General features: G+C 66.4%; 16 protein-coding genes and 1 pseudogene. 8 read left to right on the top strand and 9 right to left on the bottom strand.

Annotated features, from left to right (window positions below; all coding sequences use genetic code 11):
* Nucleotides 1-48 precede the first annotated feature (48 nt).
* From EWM57_RS11465 to EWM57_RS11455, 3 genes are read right to left on the bottom strand one after another with little or no spacing between them, the layout of a single operon-like run.
* On the bottom strand, nt 49-516 hold the full coding sequence (locus EWM57_RS11465; RefSeq protein ID WP_129921286.1) for a YdeI/OmpD-associated family protein: 468 nt from the start codon (nt 514-516) through the stop codon (nt 49-51).
* Between the two features lie 13 nt (nt 517-529).
* Entirely contained in the window at nt 530-1,006 is a 477-nt protein-coding gene (locus tag EWM57_RS11460; protein WP_129921285.1) for a YdeI/OmpD-associated family protein, read from the bottom strand.
* Nucleotides 1,007-1,028: 22 nt separating this feature from the next.
* The gene (locus EWM57_RS11455) at nt 1,029-1,970 is read right to left on the bottom strand and encodes a glycosyltransferase family 4 protein (RefSeq protein ID WP_129921284.1); all 942 of its coding nucleotides are present in this window, start codon (nt 1,968-1,970) and stop codon (nt 1,029-1,031) included.
* 244 nt (nt 1,971-2,214) lie between these two features.
* Between EWM57_RS11455 and EWM57_RS11450 the strand changes: the two genes are divergently transcribed.
* On the top strand, nt 2,215-4,635 hold the full coding sequence (locus EWM57_RS11450) for a glycoside hydrolase family 31 protein (protein ID WP_129921283.1): 2,421 nt from the start codon (nt 2,215-2,217) through the stop codon (nt 4,633-4,635).
* A gap of 101 nt (nt 4,636-4,736) precedes the next feature.
* Here EWM57_RS11450 and EWM57_RS11445 read toward each other — a convergent pair whose 3' ends face one another.
* The 5 genes from EWM57_RS11445 to EWM57_RS11425 all read right to left on the bottom strand — a co-directional run bounded on the left by EWM57_RS11445 (nt 4,737) and on the right by EWM57_RS11425 (nt 9,145).
* Nucleotides 4,737-6,089, bottom strand: coding sequence for an esterase/lipase family protein (locus tag EWM57_RS11445; RefSeq protein WP_129921282.1), 1,353 nt, complete (start codon nt 6,087-6,089; stop codon nt 4,737-4,739).
* Complete coding sequence (locus EWM57_RS11440) at nt 6,086-7,060, bottom strand: T9SS type A sorting domain-containing protein (protein ID WP_129921281.1); 975 nt, start codon at nt 7,058-7,060, stop codon at nt 6,086-6,088. Before EWM57_RS11440 ends, EWM57_RS11445 begins: the two co-directional genes overlap by 4 nt.
* A gap of 135 nt (nt 7,061-7,195) precedes the next feature.
* A complete protein-coding gene (locus tag EWM57_RS11435) occupies nt 7,196-8,020 on the bottom strand; it encodes a rhomboid family intramembrane serine protease (protein WP_129921280.1) in 825 nt (274 codons plus the stop codon).
* Between the two features lie 43 nt (nt 8,021-8,063).
* Nucleotides 8,064-8,639, bottom strand: coding sequence for a SusC/RagA family TonB-linked outer membrane protein (locus tag EWM57_RS11430; protein WP_129921279.1), 576 nt, complete (start codon nt 8,637-8,639; stop codon nt 8,064-8,066).
* Complete coding sequence (locus EWM57_RS11425) at nt 8,591-9,145, bottom strand: hypothetical protein (RefSeq protein WP_129921278.1); 555 nt, start codon at nt 9,143-9,145, stop codon at nt 8,591-8,593. Before EWM57_RS11425 ends, EWM57_RS11430 begins: the two co-directional genes overlap by 49 nt.
* Before the next feature lie 164 nt (nt 9,146-9,309).
* Between EWM57_RS11425 and EWM57_RS11420 the strand changes: the two genes are divergently transcribed.
* The 5 genes from EWM57_RS11420 (at nt 9,310) to EWM57_RS11400 (ending at nt 13,077) form a co-directional block, all read left to right on the top strand.
* Nucleotides 9,310-9,609 carry a hypothetical protein gene (locus EWM57_RS11420; protein WP_129921277.1) on the top strand — a complete coding sequence of 100 codons (300 nt, stop codon included), beginning with the start codon at nt 9,310-9,312 and terminating at the stop codon, nt 9,607-9,609.
* Nucleotides 9,610-9,682: 73 nt separating this feature from the next.
* Nucleotides 9,683-9,943 (top strand): hypothetical protein, encoded by a 261-nt coding sequence (locus EWM57_RS11415; protein WP_129921276.1) that lies wholly within the window; start codon nt 9,683-9,685, stop codon nt 9,941-9,943.
* A 62-nt stretch (nt 9,944-10,005) separates the two neighbouring features.
* Nucleotides 10,006-10,578, top strand: coding sequence for a hypothetical protein (locus EWM57_RS11410; protein WP_129921275.1), 573 nt, complete (start codon nt 10,006-10,008; stop codon nt 10,576-10,578).
* Nucleotides 10,565-11,206, top strand: a complete 642-nt coding sequence (locus EWM57_RS11405) for a M15 family metallopeptidase (protein ID WP_129921274.1) — start codon at nt 10,565-10,567, stop codon at nt 11,204-11,206. The genes EWM57_RS11410 and EWM57_RS11405 overlap by 14 nt, the downstream gene beginning before the upstream one ends.
* A 110-nt stretch (nt 11,207-11,316) precedes the next feature.
* On the top strand, nt 11,317-13,077 hold the full coding sequence (locus EWM57_RS11400; RefSeq protein ID WP_129921273.1) for a glycoside hydrolase family 10 protein: 1,761 nt from the start codon (nt 11,317-11,319) through the stop codon (nt 13,075-13,077).
* A gap of 129 nt (nt 13,078-13,206) precedes the next feature.
* Here EWM57_RS11400 and EWM57_RS21935 read toward each other — a convergent pair.
* A pseudogene (locus tag EWM57_RS21935) lies at nt 13,207-13,272 on the bottom strand (hypothetical protein); the annotation flags it as partial.
* Nucleotides 13,273-13,536: 264 nt separating this feature from the next.
* Between EWM57_RS21935 and nagB the strand changes: the two are divergent.
* On the top strand, nt 13,537-15,453 hold the full coding sequence (gene nagB / locus EWM57_RS11390; RefSeq protein WP_129921272.1) for a glucosamine-6-phosphate deaminase: 1,917 nt from the start codon (nt 13,537-13,539) through the stop codon (nt 15,451-15,453).
* Between the two features lie 145 nt (nt 15,454-15,598).
* The gene (locus EWM57_RS11385; protein ID WP_129921271.1) at nt 15,599-18,802 is read left to right on the top strand and encodes a SusC/RagA family TonB-linked outer membrane protein; all 3,204 of its coding nucleotides are present in this window, start codon (nt 15,599-15,601) and stop codon (nt 18,800-18,802) included.
* Nucleotides 18,803-18,817: the final 15 nt, after the last annotated feature.

Here is an 18,817-nt window from a genome sequence, read left to right as displayed (position 1 = left end):
CCCGCAGTGTCCGGGTCGCCTTTTTGGGGTCTGCAACGAAAGGCCGGTCTAGCTCAGCTTCTTGCCCTGGGTTATCATTTCCACGGCCTGAGTCAAGCGGCGCTGCCGGGTTTCGGGTCGTTTGGCGTCCGTAATCCAGCGGGCAAACTCCTTGCGGTGGGTGAAGGCCAGCGCGTCGAAAGTTGTGCGGGCGCCGGGCACGGCAGCCAGGGCCATGGCCAGCTCCTCGGGCACTGCCACGGTGCGCTCCGCCAAGTCCCGGTTCAGGCTCACGTGCACCACGTCGCCGGGCTGCTTGCCAATGACGGCGCGGGTAGCCTTGTGCACGAGCAGCATGTGCTGGCCCCCGCCCATCGGGCTCAGGCTCGATGTAAACGCGTGTCCGTCGATGGTGCCCTGGACCCGCAGCTGGCCTTTGGTGCCAAACAGCGCGGGCACGTCGAGGGGCGGCAGGCAGAAGCAACCGCCCCCGGAGGTTCCTTGAAGCTGGGCTTCAAAGCTGTGCATCTCACTCATAGCCTGCGGGCGCTTAGCCGAGCTTTTTGCCGCTGGCAATGCGCTCCAGGGCTTCCTCAATGCGACGCTGGCGGGTTTCGGGCTTCTTGGCGCGCTCAATCCACTGCACGTACTCGCGGCGGTGGGGGTAGGCTAGGGCATCAAACTTGGCGCGGGTACCGGCCGTGCGCAGGGCGCGCTCCAACTCCTCGGGCAGCTCCAGGGTGCCCTCGTCGGTGTCGGGACCAATGACAACCTGCACGTCGGAGCTCCAGCTTTTGTTGATGGCGTTGCGCAGCTGCTTGTTGACGGGCAGCGTGTACTCGCCTTCCTTGTTCTGAATCAGGGTGAGGCGAAACGGGAAGCCGTCGACGGTGCCGCGCACGTGAAACGGGGCGCGCTGGGGCGCAAAGACGGCCGCCACATCGAAGGGCATCACCACGACCACGCCGCCGTCGGTGCTGTCAAGTTCAAGGGTGGCGTCGAAGCGCTGTTCGGGAGAATCGGACATGAAAAGAAAGTAAAGCGGCCCGCTAATCCGCGGGTGAAAAGCTGTTGAGCACCTCGTAAAGAGCCTGCGTGTCGTCAGGAGCCACCACCCGGCAGCGGCCGGCGGCAAATCCGTAAGTGGCCTGCAGCCGGTCCGCCACGGCAGGCGTGGCGGCCAGAATCAGGTCGGCCCGGCGCAAAGTTAAGCGTTCCAGCTCCAACGCCCAGCCCCGGTCGGCGGGCGTGTTGCGGTCGGCGGCCAACGACTGCACGTGCAGCACCAGCGGCCGGCCCGTGAGCTGCCGGATTTCGAGGGCGGCCAGCCAAGCGGGCCAGTCGGCGGCGTAAATCACGGCAAACTCCTGCCCCGCGGCCTGGGGTGCGGCAAACCGGGCGTACTGAATCACGCGGAAGTTCAGGTCGGCCGCCGACTCGTCGTCGTCGTTGCGCAGCGCGGCCAGAGCCCGCACCAGGGGTTGCCGGGCGGCTGAATCCGCCGGCGTCGGTATGGTTGGCTCCGGTTCAGGCAGCGTTAGTTCGTCGGCGGGCTGGCTCAGGGCGCTGGCTTCCGCCGGGCCGGGCTCAGCCCCAACCTCCCGACCAGCGGGAGCCAGCTCGGGCTGCTCCAGCCCGCCCGCCGCGGCCGGCCGCAGGGGCCGGGGCGCGGCCGTAGTCACCGTGAAGCTGCTGTCCGCCGCGGGTGGGGCCGCCGTGGTTGGGTCGGCGGCTTCGGCAGGAGCTGGCGGGGGGCTGGCGGCGCCGGCGTAGGGCGCGGCCGGGGCCTGCCAAGCCCCGGCGGGGCGCTGGGTTGTGGCCAGCAGCTGCGGGTCGAGGTTGCCCAGGCCGGTTAGCTGGGTCTGCGGAATCGGGACCTGACCCGCGGGCAGGTGGGGCAGCAGCACGGCCAGCGCCACGGCCTTTGCCGACAGGCTGTGGGCGAGGGTGAGGGCACTGGGGGCCACCGGCTGGGCCGGGGCAGGGGGCATTTCATCCCAGCCTAACAGCAATACTTTGACGGGCTGTAACTTCATAGCTCGAACGGACGGCGGAAAAGAAAAAACGGGGTAAAAGGCCGCCATGCTAGGTGTGAAGGCCATTTTTGGGATGGGAAGGTAATGTTAGGCAAAAATCGCGGGAATCGTTTTTTACCTTGCAGGCTTCCGTGCGGCGCCTCTGGCCCCGCCGGAATATTTTTTGCCCGCCTTCTTGGCCCCATCTCCACGAGCTGACATGATTCAGGAAAATAACTACATGGTCAATGACCTGGCTGCGAAAGGGAAGCAGGAGTTCTTCCCCGGCCAGGTGCTGACCGGCATCCAGCACGACCACGACTTTCTGTTCTCCTGCGACAACGGCGTGCAGCTGAGCGTGCAGGTGATTACCGACAAGATTCTGCGCTTCCGCTACGCCACCGAGGTTGGCTTCGCCCAGGATTTCAGCTACGCCGTGCCGGCCGACAGTCCGCGCCCGGCCCCGGAGTTTCTGGAGTTTCGGGAGAAGCCCGACCACTTCCGCATCACCACCGACCGCCTGATCTGCACCATCAGCAAGGAAACGCTGCGGGTGCGGGTGCTCGACCGCTCGGGCAACGTGCTCAGCGCCGACGAGAAAGGCTTCCACTGGGAGTACGACGACGAAACCGGCAACGACATCGTCAAGATGAGCAAGCAGGTGCAGAGCGGGGTGCACTACTACGGCCTCGGCGACAAGCCCGACAACATGAACCTGCGCGGCAAGCGCTTCACCAACTGGGGCACCGACACCTACGGCTACACCAAGGGCTCAGACCCGCTCTACAAGAACATTCCCTTCTACCAGGAGCTGCAGCAGAAGATTGCCCACGGCATCTTCTTCGACAACACCTTCAAGGCCTCGTTCGACTTTGCCGCCGAGCGGGCCGACGTGACCAGCTTCTGGGCCCAGGGCGGGGAGATGAACTACTATTTCATCTACGGCCCCTCCCTGCTGGAAGTCACCCAGGAGTACACCCGCCTGACCTGCCCGCCCGAGCTGCCCCCGCTCTGGGCCCTGGGCTACCACCAGTGCAAGTGGAGCTACTTCCCCGAAAGCAACTTCAAGGGCATTGCCCAGGGCTTCCGCGACCGGAAAATCCCCTGCGACGCGCTCTACCTCGACATCGACTACATGGACGGCTACCGGTGCTTTACCTGGAGCCCCACGCACGTCCCCGACCCCAAGCGCATGGTGCGGGAGCTGGCCGAGGATGGCTTTAAGACCGTCGTTATCATCGACCCGGGCATCAAGATTGACCCCCAGTACCCGGTCTATACCGAGGCGCTGGCAAAGGACTTTTTCTGCCGCCGCGCCGACGGCCCCTTGATGAAGGGCTCGGTGTGGCCCGGGCTCTGCAACTTCCCCGACTTCACCCGCCCCGCCGTGCGCGAGTGGTGGGCCGGCCTGTTCAAGGGGCTGATTCAGGAAGACGGGGTGCGCGGGGTCTGGAACGACATGAACGAGCCGGCCGTGTTCGAGAAGGGCACCTTCCCCGACGACGTGCGCTTCGACTACGACGGGCATTCGGCTTCCCACAAAAAGGCCCACAACATCTACGGTATGCAGATGGCCCGGGCCACGGCGACGGGCGTGAAGCAGTTCAGCTTCCCCAACCGGCCCTTCACCATCACCCGCAGCACCTACGCCGGCGGGCAGCGCTACTCCTCGGGCTGGACCGGCGACAACATTGCCTCCTGGGAGCACCTGTGGCTGGCCAACATCCAGTGCCAGCGCCTGAGCATCTCCGGCTTCAGCTTCATCGGCTCCGACGTGGGCGGCTTCATCGACACGCCCGACGGGGAGCTCTACGCCCGCTGGGTGGCGCTGGCGGCCTTCCACCCGTTTTTCCGCACCCATAGCTCCGGCGACCACGGCGAGCAGGAACCCTGGAGCTTTGGCGAAGCCACCACCGACCTGGTCCGCAAGTTCATTGAGCTGCGCTACCGCCTGCTGCCCTACATGTACAGCACGTTCTGGCAGTACGTGAGCCAGGGCACGCCCATGCTGCGCCCGCTCACCTTCCTCGACCAGAACGACACGGAAACCTACCTGCGCATGGCCGAGTTCGGCCTCGGCGACCACCTGCTGATCTGTCCCATCACTCAGGCCGGGGCCGACGGCCGCTGGATGTATCTGCCCCGCGGCGACTGGTTCTACTACTGGACCGACGAACTCCGGCAGGGTGGGGCCGAAGTGTGGGCCAGCGCCCCGCTCGACCGGATTCCGCTCTTCGTGCAGGCCGGGGCCGTGCTGCCAATGTACCCGCTGATGCAGTACGTGGGCGAGAAAAAGGTGGAGGAGCTGACCCTGCACGTATACTTCAAAAACGGCGTGCAAAGCAGCGTGGTCTACGACGACGGCGGCGAGGGCTACGGCTACCAGCAGGGCCAGAGCAGCACCCGCCGCTTCACCCTCACCGGCACCGATACCACGCTCACGCTCACCCAGACCATCGAAGGCGACTACCAGCCCAGCTTCACGACCTACCAGCTCATTCTGCACGGTCTGCCCTTCGCGCCGAGCACCGTCATGGTAGATGGCCAGGCGGCCGTGAGCGGGGAAGTGGCCGCCGAAGCCGGAGCTGCCCTGCCGGGCGTGGTCGTTGGGGCTGATTTCAAGGAAATCATGCTGAAGTAGCCGGTCAACCGCTCAGCCAAGTAGTGCCAAAGCCCCGTCGCCCAGTGCTACGGGGCTTTTTGCGGGCCCGAAGACCGGCGCGGCTCCCCCGATACTTCAGATTAGCTGCCGGTTGGTGCTTCGGTCGTCCCGGTTGAGGCTTCGGTCGTTCCCGCCGGCGCTTCGGGGGCTCCGGTTGGAGCTTGGGTCGTGCCGGCCGGGGCTTCGGTTGTTCTGGCTGAAGCTTCAGTCGTCCCGGTCAGGTCTTCGGGCGTACCGGTTGGGGCTTCGGGCGGGGCAGGGGAGCGCACCCACTCGCGCAGGTAGGCATACACCTCCGGGTTGGAAAGCAGGCTGCCGTGGTGCTGCTGGGTGAAAACCCGGGTGCGAATGTTGGTATCGGCGGGCCGGGCGGGGTCGCCGAAGAGCCGGCCGATGGCGCTGCCCCCGCCCACGAGGCCGTCGCCGAAGTAGTGGTCGAGGGCTGAGCCGGCCGTTTTGAGCAAGGAGCCCACCAGCACGTGGTAACTCACCCCGGGCAGGGGCGGCACCACCGTGCGCGGGGCAAACAGCACGTCGTTGGCGTGGGGGTGCTGCCAGTCCTGGGCCACGAGAAGGGCGTGGCGCAAGTCCTTGATGCCGTTGCTGCGCTGGTCAATCAGGTCGCTCAGCAACCGGGTCGGGGCCACGTTCACCTTGCGCAGTACCACCGACGTGAGGTGGCTGTTCTGCTCCAGAAACGAGCCTTCGTTGGGCACGCCCAGCAGAAACACCGATTTCAGCCGGGCCAGCCAGGGCGCTTCGGGCCGGGCAGTGGGTTGTGCATTGGGTGCCTCGGGGCCCTCGGACCCGGGGCCGGAAAGCGGAGCCGCTGGCTGAGCCGAAGGGTCTGAGGATGCCAGCTCAGGGTGGGTACCGTAGTAGCCGGCGCTGCGGATGACCAGCCCGCCCATGGAGTGGCCGATGAGTACCAACTCCCGGGTGGCTTCCGGGTAGGCTGTCACGAGCTCGGTGAGGAGCTGGTTGAGCTGTTCGCCGTTTTCGGAAATGTGCAGGCCGCTGTTGTAGCGCACGTACAGGCATTGCACCCCGGCCTCGCGCTGAAGCAGGGGGCCGTAGCGGGGCGCGTCGGGGAAGCCGGCCTGCCAGATCAGCTCGTCGCCCATCAGCCCGTGCAGAAACACCACCGTCTTGTTGGGCGCTGGCGGCAGGTGCAGGTCGGCCACGGCCACGTCCTGGCCGTAGCGGCGCAAGCTGAACGCAATGGCGCGCGGGTCGTGACGGGCGGCTAGCTGGTCGCCGATGGCCCCGTTGAGGATGGGCAGCGTGAAATGGCGGTAGGCCTGCCCGGTGCGGTAGAGGTAGTCAATGCCCGTCACGGGAAACAATGCCGCCCTTCGGGCAGCCGCCGACAAGCGGCGCCAGCGCGAAGGGCGGTCTGGGGAGTCCTCGGAAGGGGCGGGGGAGTCGGTCACTTAATCAGGAGCTGGTGCATTACCGGGCCACGCGGCGTGTCGAGGCGCAGCGAGTACACGCCGGCCGGCTGGCTCCGCAGATCTACGGGGCGGGTGCCGGTTGCGTTGGCGGGTTGGGCGGGCTGGCTGAGCACCACCCGGCCCAGGGCATCGGTTACGGTGTAAGCGCCGGTGAGCAGGCTGGTTTCCGTGGTGGCGGCCAGGGCAAACAGCCCCGTGGTGCTCGGGTTTGGATACACGCCCACGGCGGCCTGGAGCTGGGCGTCGCGGGTGGCGGTGGCCGTGCCGGTCATCACCACGTCGTCGATGAAGAGCGAGTTGCCCGCCGTGAAGTCGCTGTTGCTGTCGTAGGTGACGTCGGCGGAGGCAAACACGATGTGGATGGAGTCGGGCACGACGCTGGACTTGTAGGTCAGCGGCACGGTGGCCAGGGTGTAGGTAGTAGCAGTAGTGGGCAAAAACAACCGGCCCTTGGCAACAAGCTGGCGCACACCGCCCACGGTGCGGGTCAGGGCCACGCTGGCCGTCGGCCGGTCGTCGGAAGTGGCGACGGTGCCGGCAAACTTGTAGTAGAACTGCATGCGGGCCGGGCGGGAGGTGTAGGGCAGGCCGCCGACCAGGTCCAGGGTGTCAGCGTCGACGTCGTTCTGGGTGATTTTAGTGCCCAACGCCAGCAGGCCGGGTCCGACGACGGGCGGAAACGTCAGGTTCACCGAGGTGAGCTTGGCCGCGAAGCTGCCCGCGTGGGCATCTGTGGACTTGGTAACGCCCCCGCTGGGCGGCAGCGGAAAGCCGGGCAGGGCCACGGCCAGCGCGTCGTCGAAGGTCAGCCAGTCGGTGGGCGCGTCGCCGTGGCGGGTCACCCAGGTTTCGAGCGTGCCGTTGGACACGGCTTGCTGGGCGCGCGCGGTGCCCAGGGTCAGCAGGCCGGCCGCGGCCAGCAGGGAGAAGCGAAGTAGTGCTGTTTTCATAATGCGGATGAAATAAGGGTTGGGGAGAAGATGAGCAGCCTAGCTAAAACGTTGCACGACGGCCGCAAAGGTATTCCCGGCCGGCTGATTAGCCCAATAAACCCCAACTTAATCCGGCTGCCAACGCCTTGTTTTTCAGCGGCGGGGACCTACGGCTTTAAAAACTCCGCCCACGAGCAGGCCGGTGGCCAGACCACCGAGGTGGGCGGCATTGTCGGTAGTGGCTTTGAGGCCGGCTTCCAGCTCCCCGGGCACCAGCAGCAGCACGAGCCAGATTAGGCTGTAGCGCTGAGCTTTGGTCATGGGCACGGCGCCGGTCAGAGCCAGCATGAGCACTAGGCCGTAGAGCCCGAAAATAGCCCCCGAGGCGCCCACCGAGTTGATGCCCGCCGAGTGCCACCAGAGGCTAAACAAGCTGCCCCCGATGCCGCTGAGCAGGTAGGTCAGCAGCAGCCGGCCCGGCCCGACCAGTGTTTCGCTCAGGCGGCCCAAAAACAGCAGGGCCAGGGAGTTGAGCAGCAAGTGCGCCACGCCCCCGTGCAGAAAGCAGCTGGTCAGCAGCCGCCAGGGCTGCCCGTGCAGGGTCAGGGGGGAGAAATTGGAGCCCCAGGCAATGAGCGTGTTGGCCGCGGGATGAAACGCATCCATGCCCTGGGCCACCATGGCGGCAAACACGGCCAGATTGAGCAGTAGCAGCAGGGGCGTGACGAAGTAGGTCCGGGACAAGCCGAAGAGCTGCTGCCCGATTTCGGCCAGCAGGCCCCGCTCCACGGCCGGCGCCGGAAGAATGTGGCCGGTGCCGGGCCGCGGGGCCGCGGGCACCAGCTCCCGGCGCTGGAGCTCCCGCACCGCCGCCTCGCCTACTGCCGGCGGGTAGCGCAACGCATTCTGCGCCAGGTATAAGAGCTCCGCGTCGGTTTTCTGGGCAAAGAGCTCGTCGGGGGAAGAAACTGGGGCCATACGCAAGCAACCGCCGAGCGGCGCAGAAGATTTAAGCCCGGACCTATTTTGCGCCCGGTTGGGTGACGATAACCACGGCTCCGTCGTGGGCGCGGGGACCGTAGAGCTCGGTGGCCCGCTTGGGCTTGAGCACCGCAATCCGGCTGATCTGCTCGGGCTTCAGCGCGCGCACCACGGCCGGGGCCGCGCCCGAGCTTGGGTCACTGGGCAGGAACTCCCCGTCGAGTATGTATAGTGGGTTGTGAATACCGTGAGGGTCGGGCAGGGTTTGCACCACGGTCACCTCCGGAGTCAGGGCGCTGAAGTCGTGGTGCTGGCGCCGGGGCCGCTGCCGCCGGGCCGCGGGCACGCCCAGCAAGATCTGGCGGATGTACTGCACCGAGTCGTTGAGAAAGACCAGCTCGTCGTTGAGCGGCAGCTCCTCCCGACCGTAGAGCCGGCTCATGCTGGCCAGGGATTCCCGCCGCACCCGGGCGGCCTGCTGCATGAGCTGCACGCGGGTGGTCATGCCGGGCTGAAGCTTATGGTCGTACACCAGCACGCTGGTCAGGCGCCGCCACTTGTCGAGGGTCAGGTCAATCTGCCCCGGCAGGGTGGGGGCAACCCGGCCGGCCCGCACCTGGTCGTAGAGGTAGGCCGACTGATTTTCGGCGTCCCAGAAGCGGCGGGCCAGCAGCAGGTATTTGCGACGGGCGGCGGTGTCGGCCTGCTCGCCGGGGGGAGGGCCGCGGGCATCTGGCGCAGCTGGGTTTCAGTGAGGGCCTCAAAGGAAGGCAGCACGTGGGTTTCTACGGCTACCAGCTCGGCCGGGGGCGCCGGCCGGGGCTTGGGCGGCGCTGCCGCGGGCGCCGGCCACAACAGGTAAGTGACCAGGGCCAGCGCTGCCACCCCGGCGCCCATCACCGGCCGCAGCCAGGGCCGCGCGGGTGCTTCCACCGGTTCGTCGAAGGTAGGGGCGGGGGCCGCCGGGGGCAGGAGCCGGTCGGGGGCCACGCCGCGGCGCAGCAGCTCCCGCCGGGCGGCTTGCACCAGCTCGGCGTGGTAGTAGGCGGCGTTCTGGGTGATAAAGAGCAGCTCGGTATCGGATTTGGCAGAGTAGAAATCGGTGCCGGGAGGAGCGGACATAAGCGGAAGGGGCGGATAATGACGGGTAAGTAGCCGGGCAAGATGGGTAAAGTCCGGCAAACCCCCAGCCCGAACCAGGCCGGCGGGCGCGCGTATAGCATAAGGGCCGGGCGGTGCGCCGCCGTGGCCCCGGTGTTTTCTTCCGCTTCCTTAGCCTTACTCCCATGCCCGACCAACCCACCTCCCAGTCCCCGCTCGACCAGCAAACCGAAGACCAGCGCCGTAACCAGGAATTTCAGCCCGACGGCCGCCAGGCCCCCGGCGACCACTCCACCGGAGCCAACGCCGACGACAACTCGGGCAGCGGCGGCACGGTGGGCGGCACTGCCATTAAGGGCAAGAACGTGGCCCACGGGACAACCTACGACGCGCCTGGCAATGCCGCCGAGGGCGACGTAGGCGGCAGCACTACCAGCAGCGGCACCGGCGTGTCGGGTGGCGAAACCGGCCAGGTTCCGCTGTAATTCACCCCGCTTCCAACCCGGACTACGCCGGTTTGCCTTTCCCTTTTTATTTCCCCTCCTGATTCTGTTTCCCATGGCCAATACCCCCGAAAACCCCACCCCCGACCAGTCCACCCCCAGCACGCCCAGCGCGGCTTCCGAGCAGGAAGGCCGCCAGAACGATTCGGCGGCGGCCGCAAGCCCCGCCGCCGGCGAAGCCTCGCCGCCCACCAGCACCCAGAGCAACCTGGGCAATGGTGAGGGCATCCGCGGCAGCTACGGCGACGCCAGCCAGACCAACGGCCTCGAAGGCGGCCCCGACTCCGACGAAGACGGCAGCCCGAAAGGCCAGTAAGCTCTTTAGTGACTTGCCCCGAAGTGAAGCCAGCATGCCCCGGAAGCGTATCTTTCCGGCGTATGCTGGCTTCTCGTTTTGGATTGGGGTGGATTGTGGTCGGGCTGCAAGTGGTAGCGGCCCCGGTGCAAGCCCATCGCGGCAATCCGCTGCCGCGCCTGCTGCGCGCCGACGCCACGCGGCTGGGCCGGGTCGGGCGGGAGCCGGGCCGCTACCGCTTGCAGGTGCTTTCCACCCGCATCGACCGGGACGCCCGCAACCGGCCCCACTTTCGCACGTTCCGCTACGGGGGGCGGCCCCGGCAGTACTTTTACCCGGCCAGCACCGTGAAGCTGCCCGCCGCCGTGCTGGCCCTGCAAAAGCTGCGGGGGCTGCGCTACCGGATTCCCGGCCTCACCCTCAACTCCCCGCTGCGCATCGATTCGACCTTTGTCGGGCAAACCCGCGTGGAGCGTGATACAAGCAGCGCCACTGGCAAGGCCAGTATCGGGCAATACATTAGCAAGGTGCTGCTGGTAAGTGATAATGACACCTTTAACCGGCTCTACGAGTTTGTGGCCAGTATCCGCTCAACGCGGAGCTGCGTCGCCCCCGCCGCCCTGAGCCGCTTCAAGCTTCCCTATGACCAGCCCTGACGTTTCGCCCAGTGCGGCCGGCGCGCCCGTGGTGCTGACGGCGGCCCAGTACCGGCAGTGGGTGCGGCAGAATCCCGAGCAGGCCCTGGTTGATCTGAGCGGCTTTATTCCCGGCCTGCGGTTGGATATCCGCTACGCCACGGCCCACAACCTGCTGGGAGTGCCGCTCTACGCCAGGGCGGCCGCGTATCTGCGGCGGCCGGCGGCTCAGGCGCTGCGGGAAGCCCAGCGGGAGCTGGCCGGGCACGGACTGGGGCTGCTGGTCTTCGATGCCTACCGGCCCTACCGCGCCACGGTGCGCATGTGGAACCACGTACAAAATGAAACCTACACCGCCCCGCCCTGGCGCGGCTCCCGCCACAACCGGGGCTGCTCCGTGGACGCGGCTTTGGTGACGCTGGCCACCGGCCGGCCCGTGCCCGCCCCCACCGACTTCGACGACTTCACGCCCGCCGCCCACGCCGACTTTGAGCCGGTGCCGGCCGCGGTGCGCCACTACCGCACCCTGCTGCTGACCGTGCTGGCCCGCCACGGCTTTGGCAACTACGCCGGGGAGTGGTGGCACTTCGACTTTCACCGCTGGGCCGAATTTGACCTGCTGGACCTGGATTTTGCCGAGTTGAGCTAAAGGAGAGAGGCACGGCCGGCAACGGAAAAACCGGGCGCTGGCCCGAATCTAACCGTGCACGCCCGCGCCGGGCTGCGTAATTTGCGGACGTTTTTCCCGTTTCCGTGCTGATGCTTCGATTGTTCCCGGCTAGTCGCCTCCTGGTTTTTGCCCTTCGCCTCGTTTTCCTGCTGACCTTGTTGCCCCGGCTGCTCCAAGCCCAGGACGCCCCGCCCAAGCGCGAGATGCGCGGGGTCTGGATTGCCACCGTCGAGAATATCGACTGGCCCAGCAACCGCACGCTCACGCCCGAGCAGCAGCGCCGCGAGTACCGCCGCATGCTCGATATCCAGCAGCGCAACGGCATCAACGCCGTCTTTGTGCAGGTGCGCCCCGCCTCCGATGCCTTTTACCAGAGTGAGCTGGAGCCCTGGAGCAAGTGGCTGACCGGGCAGCAGGGCAAGAGCCCGGGCTACGACCCGCTGCCCTTTCTGATCGAGGAGGCCCACCTGCGGGGTATGGAGTTTCACGCCTGGTTCAACCCCTACCGGGCCAGCATGGACTCCGTGACGCGCCGCCTGGCGCCCACGCACCCGTTTCGCCAGCACCCGGAGTGGTTTATCCGCTACGCGGGCCTGCTGCTCTACAACCCCGGTCTGCCCGCCGTGCGCCAGCACATCACCGACGTGATTCTGGACGTGGTGCGCCGCTACGACATCGACGGCATCCACTTCGACGACTACTTCTATCCGTACCCCGAGCCAGGCCAGAAAATCCACGACGAGCAGGCCTTCCAGCAGTACAACCCCGAGGGCCTGGCCCTGGCCGACTGGCGGCGGCAGAACGTGAACAAGCTCATCGAAAGCCTGCACGACACGATTCAGGGTACCAAGCGCTGGGTGAAGTTCGGCGTCTCGCCGTTTGGGGTCTGGATGAACAAGAGCGCCCACCCTGAGGGCTCCGACACCCGCGCCGGGCAGCCCAGCTACGCCAACCTCTACGCCGACTCCCGCCTGTGGCTGCAGCAGGGCTGGATCGACTACATCGTGCCCCAGCTCTACTGGAGCTCCACGTTTAAGCTGGTGCCTTACCCGGTGCTGCTCGAGTGGTGGACCCGTAACCACTTCGACCGCCACCTCTACATCGGGCAGGGCTTCTACCGGATGCTGGAAAACACCCGCTCCGATACGTCGTGGCGCACCCCGCGGGAAATGCCCAAGCAGATCCGCCTGAACCGCTCGTACCCGACGGAAGTCAGCGGCAGCGTGTTCTTCAGCTCGAAGTCGCTGCTGCGCAACCCGCTGCACATGCAGGACACGCTGCGGCAGAACCTGTTTCGCTACCCGGCGCTGGTGCCCACCATGCCCTGGCTCGACGCCGTGCCGCCCCGCCCGGTGCAGAACCTGGTGCTGACCCGGGCCGCGCCCGCCATTACCCTCACCTGGCAGCCCGGCCCGGCCGCCCCCGACGGCGACCTGGCCCGCTACTACGTGGTGTACCGCTTCACCAAAGACCAGACGCCCACGCCCGACGACCCGCGCAACATTCTGGCGGTGGTACCCGCCCGCCCCGGCATCTCGCCCACGCTGGTCGACACCGCCGCCGTGCCCGGCACCGACTACGCCTACTACCTCACGGCCGTCGACCGTCTGCACAACGAAAGCCGACCGCTGCGCGTGACCACCCAGGGCAAGGCCGCCGAAGTTATCGTGGCCCAGGCCCCCGCCGAAACCCCGGTGGTGCCGCCCAAGCCCGCCCCGGCCGTGCGCCCGCCGCTGCCCGCCCCGCGCCCCGCGGTGAAGCCCACCGAAACGGCCACCGTGACCAAAGTCAAAACCAAGGTCAAGCCCAAGAAGCGCGGCTTCTTCGCCCGCCTCTTCGGCGGACGGTAGCGGCGTTGCGGCCGTTTGAAGCACAAAAAAGCCCGGCTCAGCAGCCGGGCAGGGGGGGCCTTCATCCACCGAGAACTGGGTGCGGTAGTTGATGTTGGTACGGCCGGCGGCGCCCTTCTTGGTGGTGATAATCACGGCCCCGTTGGCGGCACGCAGGCCGTAGAGGGCGGCGGCGGGCCCTTTGAGCACCGTCATGCTGGCAATATCCCCGGAGTTCAGGTCGCCGGCGCGGTTCTGGCTGGCCGTGCTGCGGCCCAGCGGCCCGTTGAAGGCCGAGAATGCTGGCTACGCGAAGAGAAGGTAGAAGATTTGTCGGCAAATGGCTGAAAAAAGCGCTGATAAAGGAATCAAAGCTCTTGCGGCAGAAAAACTATATATGGTATTTTAAGCAGAAAATAGCGCCGCGTAGGTGCAGTACGCGGGGCGCCGGTTATCGTTTTCACCCTTTCCTCCATCCGTATGATGCTCGTGCCCACTTCCGCCCCCGCGCTGTCCGTTGCCATCCACCCCGACTCGGAAGTGGCTTCCGTGGCCGTGGCCAGCACCATTGCCGAGCTGATCCGGACCCGGCAGCAGGAAGGCCGCCCCGCGGTGCTGGGCCTGGCCACCGGCTCGTCGCCGACGCGGGTGTACGAAGAGCTGGTACGCCTGCACCGCGAGGATGGCCTGAGCTTTCAGAACGTGGTCAGCTTCAACCTCGACGAGTACTACCCCATGGCGCCCGACTCCTTGCAGAGCTACGTGCGCTTTATGCGCGAGTACCTGTTCGACCACGTCGACATCCGGCCCGAAAACGTGCACATTCCCGACGGCACGCTGGCGCCCGAGCAGGTGGGGGAGTTCTGCCGGAACTATGAGGCCCGGATTGCGGACGCCGGCGGTATCGACTTGCAACTGCTCGGCATCGGGCGCACGGGGCACATCGGCTTCAACGAGCCCGGCTCGGGGCCCAAGTCGCGCACCCGCCTCATTACCCTCGACCACATCACCCGCACCGACGCCGCCTCCGACTTCTACGGCGAGGAAAACGTGCCCCGTCGGGCCCTCACGATGGGGGTGGGCACCATTCTCGAAGCCCGCCGCATCGTGCTGCTGGCCTGGGGCGAGGGCAAGGCTGCCGTGATTAAGCGCATGGTGGAAGGCGAACCCAGCGACTCGGTGCCCGCTACGTATCTGCAGCAGCACCCCCGCGTGGATGTGGTGCTCGACGAGGCCGCCGGGGCCGAGCTGACGGCCCAGAAAACGCCCTGGCTGGCGGGTGCGCCCTGCGCCTGGGCCGACGAGGCGCTCGTGCGCAAGGCCGTGACCTGGCTGGCCCGTAGCCTGGAAAAGCCCATTCTCAAGCTCACCGACGGCGACTACAACGAAAATGGCCTCTCCGAACTGCTGGCCGAGTCGGGCCCGGCCTACAACATCAACATTCGGGTCTTCAACCAGCTTCAGCACACCATCACGGGCTGGCCCGGCGGCAAGCCCGACGCCGACGACACCTACCGGCCCGAGCGCGCCGCGCCCTTTCCCAAGCGGGTGCTCATCTTCTCGCCCCACCCCGACGACGACGTGATTTCGATGGGCGGCACGCTGCTGCGCCTTGTCGACCAGGGCCACGACGTGCATGTGGCCTACCAGACCTCGGGCAACATTGCCGTCTTCGACGACGAGACCCTGCGCTTCGCCGAGTTCGTGGCCGACTACGACGCGGCTTTCCGCCTCGACGAGCAGCCCGCCGAAACGCTCTACCAGCGGGTGGCCGACTTTCTGAAAAACAAGGCCCCGGGCCAGGTTGACTCGCCCGAGGTGCAGCAGATCAAGGGGCTCATCCGCCGGGGCGAGGCCAAGGCCGCCTGCCGCTACGCGGGCATCCCCGACGACAACGCCCACTTCATGGATTTGCCGTTTTACGAAACCGGCCGGGTGCGCAAAAAGCCCATCGGGGAGGAAGACATCCGGCTCACGATGGAGCTGCTCAACCAGATCAAGCCCCACCAGATCTACGCCGCCGGCGACTTGAGCGACCCCCACGGCACCCACCGGGTGTGTCTGGCCGCCATCTTCGAGGCCGTGCGCCGCCTGCGCGACTCCGACACCGGGTGGCTCAACGACTGCTGGGTGTGGCTCTACCGCGGGGCCTGGCAGGAGTGGGACGTCGACCAGATCGAAATGGCCGTGCCCCTGAGCCCCGAGGAGCTCACGCGCAAGCGCCGGGCCATCTTCAAGCACCAGTCGCAGAAGGACCGGCCGCTGTTTCCCGGCGCCGACCAGCGCGAATTCTGGCAGCGTAGTGAAGCCCGCAACCGCACCACGGCCAAAATCTACGACCAACTCGGCCTGCCCGAATACGAGGGCATTGAAGCCTTTGTGCGCTGGGAATTCTGAGGCGGCTGGTCAGGGAACCAATCCGGCGGCCGGGTGGGCTTGCGTGGTGGTAGTATGAAATTGAAATAGTGTTTTTTTATATAATTTATATTATATATTAAGTGCGGATTTTGGCTTTCTCTCACCTCTTTTTTCCCTCTCCGATATGCGAAACCCTTACTTGTTTGCGAGGCTGACCTTCGGGCTTAGCCAGTTGCTATTTGGCATTCTGCTCAGCTTCCGGGCGCTGGCCCAGACCGGCGACACCCAGCCCTACACCCTGCAGGGGCGCGTCACGGACGGGCGGGGGCAGGGGCTGCCCGGCACCACGGTGCTGCTCGGCGGCACCACGCTCGGCACCGCCACCGCCGCTGACGGCACCTACTCATTGCCCGTGCGGGTGGCGCCCGGTACCTACACGCTCACTTTCACCGCCATCGGCTACAAAGCCCAGACCCGCAGCCTCACGCTGGGTGCCAGCCCGACCGTGACGGCCGACGTGACGCTGAGCGAAGCCGTGCAAACCCTGGACGACGTGGTGGTAATCGGCTCGACGGTGAGCGTGAGCCGCCGGGAGCTGGGCAACGCCATCAACACGATTAACGGGCAGGAACTGACCCGCAGCGGGTCGGGCGGGGTGCTCAACTCCCTGCAGGGCCGGGTGCCGGGCGCCCAGATTGTGCAGAACTCCGGCGACCCGGCCGGCTCCATTTCCATCCGGCTGCGTGGCATTCACTCCCTGGCCGGCCCTTCCGACCCGCTCTACGTCATCGACGGCGTGATTGTGAGCAACGTGAGCACCAACGTGTCGCAGCTGGCGGTGAGCAATGACGTGGGGGTGGCCAACCCCGGCCAGAACCGCCTCGCCGACCTCAACCCCAACGACATCGAGAGCCTGAACGTCATCAACGGGGCGGCGGCGGCGGCCATCTACGGCTCCCGGGCTGCCAACGGCGTGGTGCTCATCACCACCAAGCGCGGCAAGAGCGGGGCCCCGCGGGTGTCGGTTTACACCAGCTTTAGTATCAACGAGCTACGCAAGTCGGTACCGGTGAACACCTACGGCAAGCAGTTTGGCTTCGCCGCGTTGCGCCTCTACACCATCGGGGCGCCCACGGCGGCCCAGCTGGCGGCCAACCCTGGCGTCACGACCGTCGGTATCAACCGGGCCAATACCGTCACTCAACTGGCCTCCAACCTTGTCGACGTGCCCCGCTACAACTACTTCGACCAGATTTTCCGCACCGGCTACGGCACCGACAACGGCGTGTCCATCTCGGGCGGCTCGGAGCGGACCCAGTACTTCGTGTCGTTGGGCTACCTCAAAAACCAGGGCATCATCCGGGGCACCGACTTCACGCGCTACAACGTGCGGGCCCGGGTGGATCAGCGCCTGACCGACTGGGCCAAGGTGACGGTGGGCACGAGCTACATCAACAGCTTCTCCAACGAGAAGGCCAACGGCAACGTGTTTTACAGCCCCATCAACGCCGTCAACATCACCAACAACATCTACGACCTCAACCAGCGCGACGCGGCCGGCAACCTGCTGGCCGTGGAGCCCACCCGCGTCAACCCGCTCTCGACCATTGAGGACATGAAATTCACCCAGGGCGTCAACCGCACCATCAGCGACGTGCAGGTGAATCTGACCCCGTTCAAGGGCTTCTCGCTCGACTACATTCTGGGCGTCGACGCCTATTCTCAGGTGGGGCAGAGCTTTATTCGGCCGTATCCGTACCAGGCCACGGCGGGGCTGCCGGCCGCGCGCTACCCCTTCGGCTACGCTGCCAACGGCAGCAACGCCGTGCTCCAGCTCAACTCCGACCTCAACCTGGGCTACGAATATGCCCTGACCGAAGACCTGAAGCTGAACCTGCGGGCCGGCTACAGCTACCAGTTTGCCCAGCAGGAATACGCCACCCAGCAGGGGCAGAACCTGGCCCCGTTCATCACCACCATCCGCGGGGCGGCCAGCAGCACTGTCACTTCCGACTTCTCGCTGGACCGCTACAACCTGAGCGGCTACTACGGCCAAGCCACCATCGGCTTCCGCAACCTGGCCTTTTTGACCGGGGCCGTGCGCCGGGACCGGTCGTCGAAGTTCTCGGCTTCGCAGACGAACCAGATTTACCCCAAGGTCAGCGCCTCGGTGGTGGTGTCGGACCTGGACGGGTGGAAGAATGCCGGCTTCGCCACAACCTTCAGCACCCTGAAGCTGCGGGCCAGCTACGGCGACGCGGGCAACCTGACCGGCATCGGCTCCTACGACCGGTATTACGCGTTTAACCCGGTGGTTTTCCCCCGCAACGCCATTGTACCCGGCGGGCAGTTTGCTAACCCCGAGGTGAAGCCCGAGCGTCTGCGCGAAATTGAGGGCGGCGCCGACCTGGGCTTCCTGCGCGACCGGCTCACGCTGGGCGTCACGGCCTACTACCAGAAAATCAAGGACCTGGTGGTGCGCCGCAACCTAGCCCCCACCACCGGCGGCTCCCTGATTGTGAACAACGTGGGCAGCATGGAAAACAAGGGCTTGGAGCTGCAGCTGACCGCTGTGCCCGTCAAGACGGCCGACTTCAGCTGGGACGTGACCTTCCTCTACAACCGCAACCGCAACAAGGTGCTCGACCTGCCCGGCCTCGGCGGGGCCACCCAGGCCATTGCCGTCGACAACGTGGCCGGCGCCCCGGTGTACCTGCTGGCTGGGCAGCCCGCGGGCGTGTTCTACGGCTCGGCCTACGCCCGCAACCCCGACGGCTCCTACCTGCTCACGCCCCAGGGCTTCCGCCAGGATGAGCGCACCAGCGGGCAGGCCGTGGGCTCGGTGTTCTACGTGCCCTCGCGCGGGGCCGACGGCCAGCCCAGCTACGGCCCCGGCACGGCCGTGGCCAACGTCATCATCGGCAACCCCAACCCGAAGTGGACCGGCTCGTTCAGCACCAACCTTACTTATAAGAAGCTGGGTTTGCGGGTACTGCTCGACGCGGTGCAGGGCGTGGACGTGTTCAACGCCGACCTGCGCACCCGCCAGGGCGTGGGCCTCGGCGACCTGGCCGAGCAGGAGCTGCGCGGCGAAATCCCGCGGGGCTCGATTTTCGCCATCTACAACACCCAGGAATTCCGCATCGACGACGGCTCCTTCGTGAAGCTGCGCGAGGTGAGCCTGAACTACGGGCTGCCCACGTTCACCAAATTTATCACGGCCCTGGACCTGGCGTTGGTGGGCCGCAACCTGTACTCCTGGGACAGCTACAACGGCTTCGACCCCGAAACCAGCGCCGGCGGCTCCTCCGACCTGCTGCGCGCCATCGACTTCGGCAACGTGCCCGTGCCGCGCACCTACCAGCTCAAACTCACGGCAACTTTCTAGCCCTAGCCTTCCGTC

Origin of the sequence: Hymenobacter persicinus (assembly GCF_004167665.1) — a bacterium.
Classification (GTDB): domain Bacteria; phylum Bacteroidota; class Bacteroidia; order Cytophagales; family Hymenobacteraceae; genus Hymenobacter; species Hymenobacter persicinus.
The sequence above is the reverse complement of the archived record's forward strand: the minus strand, read 5'-3'. Positions and strand labels throughout refer to the sequence as shown.

Excerpts from the sequence above, each read along its gene's own strand:
- EWM57_RS11400 (WP_129921273.1), top strand. The coding sequence starts at position 11,317 with ATGCTTCGATTGTTCCCGGCTAGTCGCCTCCTGGTTTTTGCCCTTCGC.
- EWM57_RS11420 (WP_129921277.1), top strand. The coding sequence starts at position 9,310 with ATGCCCGACCAACCCACCTCCCAGTCCCCGCTCGACCAGCAAACCGAA.
- nagB (WP_129921272.1), top strand. The coding sequence starts at position 13,537 with ATGATGCTCGTGCCCACTTCCGCCCCCGCGCTGTCCGTTGCCATCCAC.
- EWM57_RS11425 (WP_129921278.1), bottom strand. The coding sequence starts at position 9,145 with ATGTCCGCTCCTCCCGGCACCGATTTCTACTCTGCCAAATCCGATACC.
- EWM57_RS11410 (WP_129921275.1), top strand. The coding sequence starts at position 10,006 with ATGCTGGCTTCTCGTTTTGGATTGGGGTGGATTGTGGTCGGGCTGCAA.
- EWM57_RS11435 (WP_129921280.1), bottom strand. The coding sequence starts at position 8,020 with ATGGCCCCAGTTTCTTCCCCCGACGAGCTCTTTGCCCAGAAAACCGAC.
- EWM57_RS11440 (WP_129921281.1), bottom strand. The coding sequence starts at position 7,060 with ATGAAAACAGCACTACTTCGCTTCTCCCTGCTGGCCGCGGCCGGCCTG.
- EWM57_RS11385 (WP_129921271.1), top strand. The coding sequence starts at position 15,599 with ATGCGAAACCCTTACTTGTTTGCGAGGCTGACCTTCGGGCTTAGCCAG.
- EWM57_RS11450 (WP_129921283.1), top strand. The coding sequence starts at position 2,215 with ATGATTCAGGAAAATAACTACATGGTCAATGACCTGGCTGCGAAAGGG.
- EWM57_RS11415 (WP_129921276.1), top strand. The coding sequence starts at position 9,683 with ATGGCCAATACCCCCGAAAACCCCACCCCCGACCAGTCCACCCCCAGC.
- EWM57_RS11460 (WP_129921285.1), bottom strand. The coding sequence starts at position 1,006 with ATGTCCGATTCTCCCGAACAGCGCTTCGACGCCACCCTTGAACTTGAC.
- EWM57_RS11455 (WP_129921284.1), bottom strand. The coding sequence starts at position 1,970 with ATGCCCCCTGCCCCGGCCCAGCCGGTGGCCCCCAGTGCCCTCACCCTC.
- EWM57_RS11405 (WP_129921274.1), top strand. The coding sequence starts at position 10,565 with ATGACCAGCCCTGACGTTTCGCCCAGTGCGGCCGGCGCGCCCGTGGTG.
- EWM57_RS11465 (WP_129921286.1), bottom strand. The coding sequence starts at position 516 with ATGAGTGAGATGCACAGCTTTGAAGCCCAGCTTCAAGGAACCTCCGGG.